The sequence below is a fragment of the Streptomyces sp. NPDC043680 genome (genome assembly GCF_056436685.1).
The window spans coordinates 328,713-341,758 of the sequence record NZ_JBWKCE010000006.1 but is presented as its reverse complement, the minus strand read 5'-3'; the positions used below and the strand labels follow the sequence as shown (position 1 = coordinate 341,758).

The 13,046-nt window shown below is 71.7% G+C and carries 14 protein-coding genes; 10 read left to right on the top strand and 4 right to left on the bottom strand.

Annotated elements, in window-relative coordinates; translation table 11 throughout:
• The first annotated feature begins 92 nt into the window (after positions 1 to 92).
• The 7 genes from AC0666_RS16580 to mscL all read left to right on the top strand — a co-directional run bounded on the left by AC0666_RS16580 (position 93) and on the right by mscL (position 6,637).
• Positions 93 to 1,580 carry a potassium/proton antiporter gene (locus AC0666_RS16580; RefSeq protein ID WP_468969860.1) on the top strand — a complete coding sequence of 496 codons (1,488 nt, stop codon included), beginning with the start codon at positions 93 to 95 and terminating at the stop codon, positions 1,578 to 1,580.
• A 407-nt stretch (positions 1,581 to 1,987) separates the two neighbouring features.
• Positions 1,988 to 3,319: an MFS transporter gene (locus tag AC0666_RS16575; RefSeq protein WP_478707804.1), complete on the top strand. Its 1,332-nt coding sequence runs from the start codon at positions 1,988 to 1,990 to the stop codon at positions 3,317 to 3,319.
• Between the two features lie 67 nt (positions 3,320 to 3,386).
• Positions 3,387 to 3,692, top strand: coding sequence for an FmdB family zinc ribbon protein (locus AC0666_RS16570; protein WP_361713062.1), 306 nt, complete (start codon positions 3,387 to 3,389; stop codon positions 3,690 to 3,692).
• A 76-nt stretch (positions 3,693 to 3,768) separates the two neighbouring features.
• Complete coding sequence (locus AC0666_RS16565; RefSeq protein ID WP_468969866.1) at positions 3,769 to 4,602, top strand: S-methyl-5'-thioadenosine phosphorylase; 834 nt, start codon at positions 3,769 to 3,771, stop codon at positions 4,600 to 4,602.
• A gap of 90 nt (positions 4,603 to 4,692) precedes the next feature.
• Positions 4,693 to 5,250, top strand: coding sequence for a carboxymuconolactone decarboxylase family protein (locus AC0666_RS16560; protein ID WP_468969869.1), 558 nt, complete (start codon positions 4,693 to 4,695; stop codon positions 5,248 to 5,250).
• A 256-nt stretch (positions 5,251 to 5,506) separates the two neighbouring features.
• A complete protein-coding gene (locus AC0666_RS16555; RefSeq protein WP_468969872.1) occupies positions 5,507 to 6,022 on the top strand; it encodes a hypothetical protein in 516 nt (171 codons plus the stop codon).
• Positions 6,023 to 6,145: 123 nt separating this feature from the next.
• Positions 6,146 to 6,637: a large conductance mechanosensitive channel protein MscL gene (mscL, locus tag AC0666_RS16550; RefSeq protein ID WP_468969874.1), complete on the top strand. Its 492-nt coding sequence runs from the start codon at positions 6,146 to 6,148 to the stop codon at positions 6,635 to 6,637.
• Between the two features lie 4 nt (positions 6,638 to 6,641).
• Here mscL and AC0666_RS16545 read toward each other — a convergent pair whose 3' ends face one another.
• The gene (locus tag AC0666_RS16545) at positions 6,642 to 6,869 is read right to left on the bottom strand and encodes a hypothetical protein (protein WP_478707803.1); all 228 of its coding nucleotides are present in this window, start codon (positions 6,867 to 6,869) and stop codon (positions 6,642 to 6,644) included.
• Positions 6,870 to 6,906: 37 nt separating this feature from the next.
• Positions 6,907 to 8,346, bottom strand: coding sequence for a NarK family nitrate/nitrite MFS transporter (locus tag AC0666_RS16540; protein ID WP_478707802.1), 1,440 nt, complete (start codon positions 8,344 to 8,346; stop codon positions 6,907 to 6,909).
• 289 nt (positions 8,347 to 8,635) lie between these two features.
• Here AC0666_RS16540 and AC0666_RS16535 point away from each other — a divergent pair, with 289 nt between their 5' ends.
• Positions 8,636 to 9,790 (top strand): low temperature requirement protein A, encoded by a 1,155-nt coding sequence (locus AC0666_RS16535; RefSeq protein ID WP_468969881.1) that lies wholly within the window; start codon positions 8,636 to 8,638, stop codon positions 9,788 to 9,790.
• Positions 9,791 to 9,829: 39 nt separating this feature from the next.
• Complete coding sequence (locus AC0666_RS16530; protein ID WP_468969883.1) at positions 9,830 to 11,086, top strand: cytochrome P450; 1,257 nt, start codon at positions 9,830 to 9,832, stop codon at positions 11,084 to 11,086.
• 144 nt (positions 11,087 to 11,230) lie between these two features.
• Here the strand turns inward: AC0666_RS16530 and AC0666_RS16525 are convergent, their stop codons facing one another.
• Positions 11,231 to 11,725, bottom strand: coding sequence for a DUF5949 family protein (locus tag AC0666_RS16525; RefSeq protein ID WP_468581879.1), 495 nt, complete (start codon positions 11,723 to 11,725; stop codon positions 11,231 to 11,233).
• A 91-nt stretch (positions 11,726 to 11,816) separates the two neighbouring features.
• The gene (locus tag AC0666_RS16520; protein WP_468969886.1) at positions 11,817 to 12,422 is read right to left on the bottom strand and encodes a DUF4352 domain-containing protein; all 606 of its coding nucleotides are present in this window, start codon (positions 12,420 to 12,422) and stop codon (positions 11,817 to 11,819) included.
• A 170-nt stretch (positions 12,423 to 12,592) separates the two neighbouring features.
• On the opposite strand from AC0666_RS16520, the gene AC0666_RS16515 reads away from it, so the two are divergent.
• Positions 12,593 to 13,024, top strand: a complete 432-nt coding sequence (locus AC0666_RS16515; protein ID WP_468969889.1) for a DUF6299 family protein — start codon at positions 12,593 to 12,595, stop codon at positions 13,022 to 13,024.
• The last annotated feature ends 22 nt before the right edge of the window (positions 13,025 to 13,046 follow it).

Here is a 13,046-nt window from a genome sequence, read left to right as displayed (position 1 = left end):
GTAACGAACTACCTGCCGATCTTGCCGAACCGGTCGCCCGCAGGAACGTTTTGCCGGGCGCTTGAGGAAAGGGCCGCCCGCTGACTGTCCACATGCTCAATGAGCTTCTGCTGGTCTGCTCGCTCGTGCTGCTCGTCGCCGTGGCGGCGGTGCGCGTCTCCTCACGCAGCGGCCTCCCCAGCCTGCTCATCTACCTCGGCATAGGCATCGCGATAGGCCAGGACGGCATCGGCAACGTCGTCTTCGACAACGCCGAACTGACCCAGGTCATCGGCTACGCGGCGCTCGTCGTCATCCTCGCCGAGGGTGGTCTGGGCACGAAGTGGAAGCAGATCAGGCCCGCCCTGCCCGCCGCGATCTCCCTGTCGCTGGCGGGCGTCGCGATCAGCGTGGGCGTCACGGCGGCGGGCGCGTACTACGTGGTGGGCCTCGACTGGCGGCAGTCCCTGCTGATCGGCGCGGTCGTCTCCTCGACCGACGCGGCGGCCGTGTTCTCGGTGCTGCGCAAGGTGCCGCTGCCCTCGCGGATCACGGGTGTGCTGGAGGCGGAGTCGGGCTTCAACGACGCCCCGGTGGTCATCCTGGTCGTGGCCTTCGCCACGGTCGGCCCGGTGGACTCCTGGTACGTACTCGTCGGCAAGATCGCGCTGGAGCTGGCGATCGGCGTGGCGATCGGCCTGACGGTGGGCTTCCTCGGGGCGTACGGCCTGCGGCACGTGGCCCTGCCCGCCTCGGGCCTCTACCCGATCGCCGTGATGGCCATCGCCGTCGTCGCGTACGCGGCCGGCGCACTGGCGCACGGCTCCGGCTTCCTCGCCGTCTACCTGGCGGCCATGGTGCTCGGGAACGCGAAGCTGCCCCACTGGCCCGCCACCCGGGGGTTCGCGGACGGGCTCGGCTGGATCGCCCAGATCGGCATGTTCGTCCTGCTCGGCCTGCTGGTCACCCCGCACGAGCTGGCGGGCGACTTCTGGCCCGCCGTGGTCATCGGCCTGGTGCTGACGATGGTGGCGCGGCCGCTGTCGGTCTTCATCAGCCTGCTGCCCTTCCGGGTGCCCTGGCGGGAGAAGGCCCTGATGTCGTGGGCCGGCCTGCGCGGAGCCGTGCCCATCATCCTCGCCACCATCCCGATGGTGACGGGGATCGAGGGCAGCGACCGGGTCTTCAACATCGTCTTCGTGCTGGTCGTCGTCTACACCCTGGTCCAGGGGCCGACCCTGCCCTGGGTGGCCCGCACGCTCCGGCTCGGCGACACCGACGAGGCCGCGGACCTGGGGATCGAGTCGGCGCCCCTGGAGAAGCTGCGCGGCCACCTGCTGTCCTTCGCCATCCCCCGGGACTCGCGGATGCACGGCGTCGAGGTGAGCGAGCTGCGGCTGCCGCCCGGGGCCTCGGTGACGCTGGTGGTCCGCGAGGGCAAGAGCTTCGTGCCGTTGCCCTCGACCGTGCTGCGGCGGGGGGACGAGCTGCTGGTGGTGGCCACCGATCCGGTACGGGACGCGGCGGAGGCACGGCTGCGGGCGGTGGCCCGGGGCGGCAAGCTGGCCGGATGGCTGGGGACCGGGTCCAACGGTTCCTGAGCCCCGGCCGGGGCTTCAAGGGATGTCGACAGAGCGTTAGAGCATCGTTCTAATTCGCTATTTCAGAGGGTTGGGATAGAGCCTTTGCCCTGCTTCGACAGGGCTCGGAATACGAAATTCCAGTTAATCCAAGGTGAAGACACACCCTGTCGCCGGAATCACAGGGCGTGATGCCAGCTCTCCCTGTACGATAAAGGCACACCACATCGAACCAACTCTGCCTGACGCAGAGCTGGCGCGACCGCAAAGCGGCCGTGGCACCCTCCCGCAGTGGGCGCCCAGGTATCACTCGGTTCTGCGCAAGAGGACAGCTCTCGGGGCTCCCACATGTACGGGTGCGGTCGCTCACGAGGCGGCACACCGTCCGCAGACGGGGACGCTCTACCAGGCAGCGGAAAGGCCAGGCCGTGACATCCGCGGTCACGACCGACACGTCCGCCCGACCCGGTTACGGGCAGCTCCTGCGCACCCCCCGCGCCCTCGGCTTCGTTCTCCCGGGCTTCGCCGCCCGCCTCCCCTTCGGCATGCTGACGATCAGCATCCTGCTGCTCGTCCAGCACACCACCGGCTCCTACGGCAGCGCCGGCATCGTCGCCGCCGTCACCGGCGTATCCATGGCCCTGTGCGCCCCGGTGATGGGCAACCTCACCGACCGCTTCGGCCAGAGCGCCGTACTGACGCCGGTCGTCCTCATGCACTCCGCCGCGGTCAGCACCCTGGTGGCCCTCGCCCTGCTCGGTGCCCCCGTGTGGGCCCTGGCGCTGGCCGCCGTCCCGGCCGGTGCCTCGGTGCCGCAGGTCGGCCCGATGGTCCGGGCCCGCTGGGCCGCCCGGCTGGAGGGCTCGCCGCTGCTGCCGACGGCCGCCGCGTTCGAGTCCGTCACCGACGAGTTCACCTTCGTCGTCGGACCGGTCCTCGCGACCGCGCTGTGCACCGGCATCCACCCGGCCGCGGGCCTGGTCACCGAGGCCGCGCTGACGCTGGCCGGCGGCCTGGTCTTCGCCGCCCAGCGCGCCACTCAGCCCACTCCGCACGCCCGGGCCGCGGGCGACGAGAAGCACGCCTCCGCGCTGTCCTTCGCGGGTCTGCGCGTCCTGATCGTGGCCTTCCTCGGCATCGGCGCCGTCTTCGGCGGCATGCAGGTGTCGCTGGCCGCCTTCTCCAACGAGATCGGCAACCCGGGCGCCAACGGCCTGCTCTACGGCGTCTTCGCGGCCGGCAACATGATCGCGGGCATCGCCTGCGGTGCGATCGCCTGGAAGATCGGCCCGCGGCGGCGGCTGCTGCTGGGCTACGCCGGCCTGACCGTGGCCGCCTCGGTCCTGTGGACTGCACACTCCGTGATCCTGCTGGGCGCGCTCGGCCTGCTCGTCGGCCTGTGCATCGCCCCGGCGCTGATCACCGGGTACACCATGATCGAGTCGCTGATCCCGGCGAACGCCCGGACCGAGGCCTTCACCTGGCTGACCGGCGCGGTCGCCTTCGGCCAGGCCACGGCCGTGACGCTGGCCGGGCGCCTGACGGACGCCCACGGGTCCTCGTACGGCTTCCTCGTGCCCATGGCGGGCACGGCGCTGGCGCTGGTCACCCTGCTGGCGCTGCGGGCGAAGCTGGCCCCGAAGGCCCCGAGCCGGATCATCAACTCGTCCGCGCAGGCCGCCCAGCCGGCCCCGGCGGACTCGTCGGGGCGGGTGAACCAGCGTGGTCTGGGTCACCGCGCGCCGGTGACGGTGGACTGATCCGCCGGAATACGTCACCATGGATCGTCGTTAGCACTCATCGAGTCAGAGTGCCAGGAGGAAATTCGTGCCGACCTACCAGTACCAGTGCACCGAGTGCGGTGAGGGCCTTGAGGCCGTGCAGAAGTTCACCGATGACGCACTGACCGAGTGCCCGAGCTGCAACGGACGCCTGAAGAAGGTGTTCTCCGCGGTCGGCATCGTCTTCAAGGGTTCCGGTTTCTACCGGAACGACAGCCGTGGAGCCTCGTCGAGCAGCACCCCTGCCTCGAAGCCCGCGTCGTCCACTTCGACCTCGACGTCCTCGGCCCCCGCGCCCGCCGCGTCGACCGCGAGCAGCAGCACGAGCTCCAGCTCGACCTCGGCTGCCTGACCTCGTCACTTCCTCGCAAGGCCCTGCCTCCCTTCCGGACGGCAGGGCCTTGCGCATGCCCGGTTAGGGTGACGACATGGCTAACGCAGAGATCGGTGTCATCGGCGGTTCGGGGTTCTACTCCTTCCTGGAGGACGTCTCCGAGATACAGGTGGACACCCCGTACGGGCCCCCGAGCGACTCCCTCTTCCTCGGCGAGCTGGCCGGGCGGCAGGTCGCCTTCCTGCCGCGGCACGGCCGCAGCCACAAGGTGCCGCCCCACAAGATCAACTACCGCGCCAACCTCTGGGCGCTGCGCTCGCTGGGTGTGCGCCAGGTGCTCGGCCCGTGCGCGGTGGGCGGCCTGCGCGCCGAGTACGGTCCGGGCACGCTGCTGGTTCCCGACCAGCTGGTCGACCGCACGAAGTCCCGGGTGCAGACCTTCTTCGACGGGGAGCCGCTGCCCGACGGCTCGGTGCCGAACGTCGTGCACACCACGTTCGCCGACCCGTACTGCCCGGTGGGCCGCGCGGTGGCGCTGGCCGCGGCCCGGGGGCGCCAGTGGGAGGCGGTGGACGGCGGCACGATGGTCGTGGTCGAGGGGCCCCGCTTCTCCACCCGCGCCGAGTCGCAGTGGCACGCGGCGGCGGGCTGGGCGGTCGTGGGCATGACGGGCCACCCGGAGGCGGTCCTCGCCCGGGAGCTGGGACTCTGCTACACCTCGATGGCGCTGGTGACGGACCTCGACGCGGGCGCGGAGACGGGCGAGGGCGTGTCCCACACGGAGGTCCTGAAGGTCTTCGGCGAGAACGTCGGCCGACTGCGCGAGGTCCTCTTCGACGCGGTGGCGGCCCTCCCGCCGACGGAGTCCCGCGCCTGCCTGTGCACGCACGCCCACGACGGCTGGGACCTCGGCATCGAACTGCCGTAGCCGCCTGCTGTCACATTTCGCAGGGCTGTCCTGTCTCAGCGGATGGAGGCCCCGAACCGCGGGGCCGCATCCGCCCAGGAGGCGACCGCCATGCCGCGCATCTCCCTCACCCCGCCCCGTACGCCCCTCATGCGCCTCGGGGCCTGGTACTCGCGCCGCAAGTACGGCAAGGTGCTCGACCCCGGGCAGGCGTACGGGCACAACCAGCGCGTGCTGTTCGCGTACGTCCGCCTGGAGCAGCGGGCGGCGAAGTGGAACGCACTCGACGCCGGGCTGAAGCACCTCGCGGTGATGGCCGCGGCGGCGCGGATCAACTGTTCGTGGTGCATGGACTTCGGCTACTGGGAAGGCCGGGAGCTGGGCCTGGCCGCCCACAAGATCGAGCGGGTGCCGCAGTGGCGGGAGTCCCGCGAGGCCTTCACCGAGGTGGAGCTGCTGGTCATGGAGTACGCCGAGGCGATGACGGAGACCGAGCCGGCGGTCACGGACGCACTGGCGGCGGAGCTGCTCGGACGGTTGGGCGAGGCGGCGTTCGTCGAGCTGACCGCGATGGTGGCCCTGGAGAACATGCGCTCACGCGCCAACCGGGCCTTCGGCCTGACCAGTCAGGGCTTTGCGGAGGCGTGCACGGTCCCGCCCGGCCGGTGACCGGAGGCCTGGAGCGGCCCGGGTGGTCGGCGAAAGGCAGCCGACGACCCGGCGACCCGGGGCGCCGACGGCTCGGGTGGTCGGTGACGGGCGGCGGGTGACCCGGGCGGCCGGCTGCTCCTGGGGGTGACGACGTTGTCCACAGGCTGTGGATTGTCCACAGGGTCGAGCGGGATCCTGCGGGTGGGCGGATCGTGAGGGGGTGTCCGGGCATCGGGTCCGGGCAGCGGAACTCACATCTCTGGTGGTGGTCGTCATGTCCAGGACCTCGCAGGTCTGCCCCGCTCCGCTCCCTTCGTGCCCTCCGGCGCGACCGGTCCCCTCCTTCCCCCCGCTCCGCGTCGGCCGGGGTGGGGACCGGCTGCGCCGGGCGGTGCGGCGTCGGCGGCGGGCCGCCTCGGCCGGACTGGCCGCCGTGGCGGTCGCCCTCGCGGCGGTGGGCGCGGCGCAGGCACAGGCCTCGCGGGGCGGAGCGCCGCCGGTGGTGAAGCCGCCGCCGGAGGCGGTGCGGACGGTGTCGGCGCCGGTGCGCATCGCGGACGCGGCGACGGTGCGGCTGCTGCGGCCCGGGGACCGGGTGGACGTGGTGGCGGCGGAGCGCGCCGGGGCGCCCAGGGTGGTGGCCGCGGGGGCACGGGTGGCCGAGGTGCCGGATCCGGGGAAGGCCGAGGGGGACGGCGGGGCGCTGGTGGTGCTGTCCGTGCCCCGGGAGACCGCGCGGGCGCTCGTGGGCGCAGGCGCCGTGGCTCGGCTGGCGGTGACGTTGTGCTGAAGCGGACTGCGGTTCTGTCACGTCGCCTTGAATCCAGGGCTGATTGGACACACGGGGCCCGTACTGCCGTAGTTTTCGGAACCGTTGGCTCCGAGTTTGGCAGTGAAGAAAAGAGGCTCAGTGGTGAGCGCGAAGAACAAGGAGAGCGTCCTGGCGGGCTTCAAGGCCTTCCTGATGCGCGGCAATGTCGTGGACCTGGCCGTCGCCGTGGTGATCGGCGCCGCGTTCACGAACATCGTGAACTCCGTGGTGAAGGGGATCATCAGCCCGGTGGTCGGCGCCGTCGGCACCAAGAGCCTGGACGTCTACTCCTCCTGTCTGAAGGCCCCTTGCGGCGTCGACGCGAAGGGCGAGCCGACGGGTGTGAACATCCTCTGGGGCTCGGTGCTCAATGCCACGCTGACCTTCCTGATCACCGCCGCAGTCGTCTACTTCCTGATGGTGCTGCCCATGGCGAAGTACCTCGCCAGGGTGGAGCAGCGCCGCCGCGCCCGGGAGGGCGTGCAGGAGACCATCGAGATCACCGAACTGGAGGTACTCAAGGAGATCCGCGACGAGCTGGTCGCCCAGCGCGGCCAGGCGAGCGGCGCGGGCGTCCCCGGAGGCCGGTACTAGCAGTTCAGAGGTGGTGGGGCGGCTTCTCGTCGAGGAAGCGGGCCAGGTCGGCGGCGCTTCCGCCGGTGGCCGGCCGCTCGCCCCACCCGCGGTCCGTGTCGTCCGCGGACTGCTGGTCCAGCGGGTCGTCGAAGTCGATCCTCGGCTTCGGCTTCGGCTCGGCAGCGGGCGCGGGCTGCGGCCGGGAGGCGTCGGGCGCGGACTGCGGGTCGGCGTCGGGGGCGGTGCTCATGCCTCCAGGGTACGGCCGCCCCCGCCCGCGTCCCCGCTCAGCTGGGGGCTTCGGCGCCCTCGCGGGCGTAGAACCACCAGCACAGCGCCAGGCAGGTGGCGTAGAAGCCGATGAACAGCCACAGCGCGTGCGGGACGGGCATGGCGGCGAACATCGCGGGGATGAAGAAGAAGCCGTAGGCGGCGATGGCGGAGGAGAAGCCGGTGACGGCGCCCGCCTCCATCTCCGCCTGCCTGAGGGCCGCGGCCTGCGCCTCGGCGCCCCGGCCCTCGGCCTCCTGCATGTGCCGGTCCCGGAAGACCACGGGGATCTGGCGGAAGGTCGACCCGTTGCCCAGCCCGGAGAAGGCGAAGGCCGCGAGGAAGCCGGCAAGGAAGGTCCAGAAGCTGCCCCGGTCACCGCCGGACGGCTGCGCGGCGATCACCACGGCCAGGGCCCCCGCCATCCCGGTGAACGACAGCATCGTGACGCGCGCCCCGCCGATCCGGTCGGCGAGCCGGCCGCCGGCCCAGCGCATCAGCGCCCCGATGAAGGGGCCGATCCAGGCATGGGTCGTGGCCTGGTGGCCCTGCACCTCGAAGTCGTTCTTGATCAGCAGGGGCAGGCCCGCGGCGAAGCCGATGAAGGACCCGAAGGTGCCGACGTAGAGCCAGGTCATCAGCCAGTTGTGCTTGCGCCGGAAGATGACCTTCTGCTCGCGGAAGGGGGCCGCGGCCACCGTGAGGTCGTTCATCAGGAACCACGCCAGCAATGCCGTGACCACCAGCGGCAGCACCCAGAGGAAGGCGCCGTTCTGGAGCCAGATGTCGTTTCCCTGCTTGGTGTCGCGCTGCGGGCCGCCCGCCGGCGGACCCAGGACGCCCGCGGTCACCACCAGCGGGGCGACCAACTGGACCACGCTCACCCCGAGATTGCCGAGCCCGCCGTTGAGGCCGTTGGCCGTGCCCTTCTCCCGCCGGGGGAAGAAGAAGCCGATGTTCGCCATCGAGGAGGCGAAGTTCGCGCCGCCGATGCCGCAAACGGCCGCGATGAGGGCCAGTTCCCCGTACGGGGTCCCGGTGTCCTGGAGGGCGCAGCCGAGCCAGAGCATCGGTGCCACCAGCACGATCGTGCTGAGCGCGGTGAACTTGCGCTCGCCCACGATGGGTCCGATGAAGGTGTAGAGGATCCGGAAGGTGCCGCCCGTGATCCCGGGGATCGCGGTCAGCCAGAACAGCTGGGCCTTCGAGAAGCCGAAGCCGACGTCGTTCAGCCGGACCACGGTGACCGACCAGACCTGCCAGACCACGAAGCCGAGCATCAGGGCGGGGATGGAGACCCAGAGGTTGCGCCGGGCGACCCTGCGGCCGGTGGCCTGCCAGAAGCCCCGGTCCTCGGGCCGCCAGTCGCCGATGGAGGTTCCGGGCCCGTAGGACTCCGCGGGGTGCGGGCGCAGCCGCTGCGGAGCGGCGGTCGGGGTGGGGGCGGGACCGGCCATGGTCATCGGTCCCTCGGGGCGAGGAGCCACGGTGCCCAGCACGACGAGTAAGGCCAGGGCCCGGAACCCGGCCCCGGGACGGACCCGCACCGCGCGGGAGCGGGGGCCCGTTCGGACGGAGGTGGCGCCGCGGCGAGGGCTTCTGAGGGCTCGGACACGCCCCCACGCTAGGCGGTGTGAACCGCTATGACCTGTTGTGTCCGTCGAGTGGGTGAACCTCTCGGGCAATGGCCTACCCCCGCTCCGCGAAGGCTCCCTCCGTCGGTGCGCGGCTGCTGTCCTGGGCGGTATGACGTACGTACCGATGACCTCCCGCAGCCGGGAGGAGGCACACCGCACGTCGACGCCGCTGGAGCTCTTCTTCGACCTGTGCTTCGTCGTCGCCGTGGCCCAGGCGGGCCGGCAGCTGGTCCACGCCCTCGCCGAGGGGCACACCGGCGCCGGGATCGCCGGCTACCTCTTCGTCTTCTTCGGCGTGTGGTGGGCCTGGATGAACTTCACCTGGTTCGCCTCCGCCTACGACGTCGACGACGTGCCCTACCGGATCGCGACCCTCGTACAGATCTCCGGCGTGCTCATCTACTCGGCCGGCATTCCCCGGGCCTTCAACGACAACGACTGGACCGTCGCCGTCGTCGGCTATCTGGTGATGCGCCTCGCGCTGACCGTCCAGTGGCTGCGCGCCGCCGCCGGGGAGCGCGGCCCGGCCCGGCGCTGCGCGCTCGTGTACGCGCTCGGGCTGGTGGTGTGCCAGGCGGGCTGGACGGCGATGCTCGCGGCCCCGGAGGCCGACCGCAAGTGGCTGTTCCTGGTCCTGGTGGCAGCGGAATTGTCGGTTCCGGTCTTTGCCGAGCGCAGCAGCCAGACGCAGTGGCACCCGCACCACATCGCCGAGCGGTACGGCCTGTTCACCATCATCGTGCTCGGCGAGACGATCGCCGCCAGCACGGTCGCGGTCCAGTCGGCGATCGACGAGCACGAGGCGCTGGGCCGGCTCCTGCCGATCGCCGCGGGCGGTCTCCTGCTGGTCTTCGCGGCCTGGTGGATCTACTTCGCGGTTCCCGTCCACGACCGGCTCCGGAGCAACCGCGAGGCCATTCCCTGGGGATACGGGCACTTCGTGATCTTCGCGGCGGCCGCGGCCATCGGAGCCGGCATCGAGGTGGCGATCGAGCACGCCGTCGGCAAGGCCCACATCTCCACCCTGGCCGCGAACCTCGCGGTCACCGTCCCCGCGGCGCTCTTCTTCGCCTTCGTCTGGCTGCTGCACTCCCGCCACTTCAAGCGCGGCCGCGCCCAGCAACTGATCCTGCCCCTAGCGGCCCTGGTCCTGTTCGCCTGCGCCTGGACCGGTGCGTCGGCGGTCCTCTGGGCCGGGCTGGCCGCCGCCGCCACCGTCGCGGTGGGCGTGACCTTGGCCCACCGCGAGCGTTCTGGTGCGTGAGGACGGAGGGCTGCGGCCCGGCGAACGGAAGAAGAAACGATGACGGTACCGGCACAGCGGTACGAGAACGCAGAGGCGGGCGCCCAGCTCGCCGACCCGGCTTTCTGGCAGCAGGCCCCGGCCGCGCGCCTGGCGGCCTTCGCCCGGTTGCGCGCCCTGGACTCCCCGGTCCACGTGCCCGAGGCGAAGGGCCCCGGGCACTGGGCCCTCGTACGGCACGCGGACGTGCAGGAGGCGAGCCGGCTGCCCAAGGTGTTCGCCAGCGCGCCCGGGGTGACCACGCCCGAGCCGGCGCGGTGGGTGCGGGCGCTGTTCGGCGACTCGATGGTCAATCTGGACGGCGCCGACCACGCCCAACTGCGCAAGATCGTCCAGCGGGCCTTCACGCCCCGGCTGCTCGCTGCGGCCGAAGAAGACATCCACGCGGTGGCCGCCCGGATCGTGGACGACGTACTGGCCGAGCAGCCGGACGAGTTCGTCTCGGCCGTCGCCTCCCGGCTGCCCTTGGAGGTCATCTGCAACATGATGGGCATCCCGGAGCGCCACCGGGCCGAGATCGCCGACCGCGTCAACCACGCCTCCGAGAACATCGGCGTCGAACGCGGCCTGGCCTCGCGGCTGCGGATGCCCGGACGCGGACTGCGGGCGCTCGCCCGGATGCAGCGGATGGTCGCGGGCATCGGCCGGGAGCGGCGCAAGAACCCGACCGACGACCTGATCTCGGCCCTGGTCTGCGCGAATGTGGACGGCCAGGCCCTGGGCGCCCGGCAACTCGGGGCCTTCTTCTCGCTGCTGATGGTCGCGGGCGTGGAGACCACCCGCAACGCGATCACGCACGGGCTGACCCTGCTGACCGACCACCCCGACCAGCGGGACCTGCTGCTCTCGGACTTCGAGAAGTACGCCGACGGCGCGGTCGACGAGATGATCCGGCACTCGACGCCGATCATCCAGTTCCGCCGGACGGTGGCCGCCGAGCACACCCTGGGCGGACACCCGTTCCACCCCGGCGACAAGGTGGTGCTGTACTACGCCTCCGCCAACCGGGACGAGGCGGTCTTCGCCGACCCCGACGCCTTCGACATCACCCGTTCGCCCAACCCGCATCTGGGTTTCGGCGGCGGAGGCCCGCACTTCTGCCTGGGTGCGCACCTGGCCCGGGTGGAGATGAAGGCGCTGTTCCGGGAGCTGCTGACCCGGCCGGTCGGGCTGCGGGCGGTGGGCCTGCCGGACCTGGCGGGGTCGAACTTCGACAACCGGGTCCGTTCGCTGCGGTTCGCCTTCGAACGCCCGTAACACCCGCGACGCCCGTGACGCCCGTGGTGGCCGCCGCACCCGCGGCGGCCGTCGCTCCCGCGGCCTGCCGGCGGCGGGTCGGCCGCGCGGGAACCGGCCGCCGGGCAGGCCGGGGGCCGGTTCCCGCGCAGCCGGGGACCGGGGCTACTGCTGGAGGCGCCGCACCGAGAGCACGCAGTGGGCGCTGCCCGTGAGCACCGCCTCGTCGCCGGCGAACTCCTGCAGGGTCTTCGCGTCGACCGGCTGGCCCGGGACGGCCTCGGGCCAGGCGCGCGTGGCGAACAGGAAGTAGGCCTGCCCGCTCTCGTTCGCCGCCGCGACCCACTCGTCGGGCGCCGTGCAGGTGGCGTTCAGCCCGGGCATGGTCAGCCCGATCTGGTTGTTCGCCAGCACGATCTGCACCGGGAAGGCGGACGGGTTGCGGGTGCCGTCCATGACCACGTCCCCGATGGGCAGGCCGATCTCCTCCAGGAGTCCCCGCGCGGCCGCCTCGCCGGCCTCCCGGCCCTGCGGGCCGTCGCCGAGGGTGTAGGCGAGGAGGTAGGGGATGTCGTGTCCGTCGGAGGGGTCGCCGATCCATGCGAGCACCGAAAGGGTGCCGAGCTGGGACCGGTCGATTTCGGCTTGAGTTGAAGTCATGCGCGCACCCTAGTGCTCTCTCCCTCGCCGCCTTCACGGCCTTTCACCCGCGCGGGCTACGCACCCCGGCCGCCGACGGACACGCCCCGGATCAGACCGCCCAGAATCCCCCTCCGGAATTCGGCTGCGTGTTCGCGTCCTGGTACTGGAGCCGCACGATGCGCGCGTTTTCCGGGATTTCGAACACCACCCAGCCCTCGGCCCGCTCCCCCACCGCGAGGGAATCGAAGACGAGGGGCTTTCCGGTGGTCAGTTCGCCGGTCGGTACCACCGGGTGCCGCTGCCCCGCACTGTCGTACGCCCACATGCGTCCGAGCGCCCCGTACGAGACCCCGCCGACGTTGACGAACGACATCGAGGCGGCCACCCAGCGCTTCCCGGCGGGCGGGGCGTAGTTCGCCTCCACACTGACCGCCGGGTCCACGTACGCGCCGAGCACGGCCTGCAGGTGCTTGCCCACCTGCTTGCCGTCCACCTGTACGGGCTCGCCCACGTGGGCGTCCTTCACGGCTCCCTGCGCAGCTCCCGCACCCGTCGCGGGATCCTCATCGGCTCCCGGCACCCCGTCGTCCACCGGGACGGCGGGCGCCGCGGCGGGGGCGAGCGCGGCCCCCTCTGGCGCGCGGGAGCAGGCCGTGGCACCGGGGAGCAGGGACAGCAGGAGGGCGGCGGCGAGGACGGAAGCGGACTGGCGCATGCGGGATCCCTTCGGGGACCTTCGGGGCTGTATTCCGGTCAGTTTCACGCGCCCGAGCGGGCAATTGCACACACCGACACGGGTGTCCGGAGCGAGTTGCCGCCCAACTGCCAGCACAATTCGTTCCGACGGATTCCCGCCATCTGCATTCACCTGGAGGAACGATGGGTATGCTCGGCCGCCGAATGGCCCTGGCAGCGCTCTCCACCCTGGCCGCCACCGCGGCGTTCACCGCCCCGGCCACCGCCACCTCTTTCGATTCCGCTATTTCCGTACAGCCGTACGCTCATATCGGTGAGGACGGCACGATCACCCTTTCCGGGACGTACCGCTGCACCGACACGTCACCCGTCGGAGGGATTCAGATCGCGGCCTCCGTCATCCAGGACAACACCCGCCTGACGACCGGCGCGGGCGGGGCCGTGTGCGACGGCGCCGAGCACGAGTGGGAGAGCCGCGCCTCCCTCAAGTGGACCCCGGGCATCCACCCGGGCCAGGCCCGGGCCGAGGTCAGGCTCCAGGAGGCCAAGCGCTCCGGGCTGATGCCGAAGTCGCTCCACACGCTCGCCGAGGACCAGCAGGACATCCTGGTCGTCGAGTAGCCACGCGGCGTCCGCGGATCCG

Bases quoted from the DNA above. Each gene is read 5' to 3' on its own strand.
- AC0666_RS16540 (WP_478707802.1), bottom strand. From the start codon at position 8,346: ATGGCCGGTCCCGCCCCCACCCCGACCGCCGCTCCGCAGCGGCTGCGC.
- AC0666_RS16555 (WP_468969872.1), top strand. From the start codon at position 5,507: ATGTCCAGGACCTCGCAGGTCTGCCCCGCTCCGCTCCCTTCGTGCCCT.
- AC0666_RS16535 (WP_468969881.1), top strand. From the start codon at position 8,636: ATGACGTACGTACCGATGACCTCCCGCAGCCGGGAGGAGGCACACCGC.
- AC0666_RS16520 (WP_468969886.1), bottom strand. From the start codon at position 12,422: ATGCGCCAGTCCGCTTCCGTCCTCGCCGCCGCCCTCCTGCTGTCCCTG.
- AC0666_RS16580 (WP_468969860.1), top strand. From the start codon at position 93: ATGCTCAATGAGCTTCTGCTGGTCTGCTCGCTCGTGCTGCTCGTCGCC.
- AC0666_RS16560 (WP_468969869.1), top strand. From the start codon at position 4,693: ATGCCGCGCATCTCCCTCACCCCGCCCCGTACGCCCCTCATGCGCCTC.
- AC0666_RS16525 (WP_468581879.1), bottom strand. From the start codon at position 11,725: ATGACTTCAACTCAAGCCGAAATCGACCGGTCCCAGCTCGGCACCCTT.
- AC0666_RS16515 (WP_468969889.1), top strand. From the start codon at position 12,593: ATGCTCGGCCGCCGAATGGCCCTGGCAGCGCTCTCCACCCTGGCCGCC.
- AC0666_RS16530 (WP_468969883.1), top strand. From the start codon at position 9,830: ATGACGGTACCGGCACAGCGGTACGAGAACGCAGAGGCGGGCGCCCAG.
- AC0666_RS16565 (WP_468969866.1), top strand. From the start codon at position 3,769: ATGGCTAACGCAGAGATCGGTGTCATCGGCGGTTCGGGGTTCTACTCC.
- AC0666_RS16545 (WP_478707803.1), bottom strand. From the start codon at position 6,869: ATGAGCACCGCCCCCGACGCCGACCCGCAGTCCGCGCCCGACGCCTCC.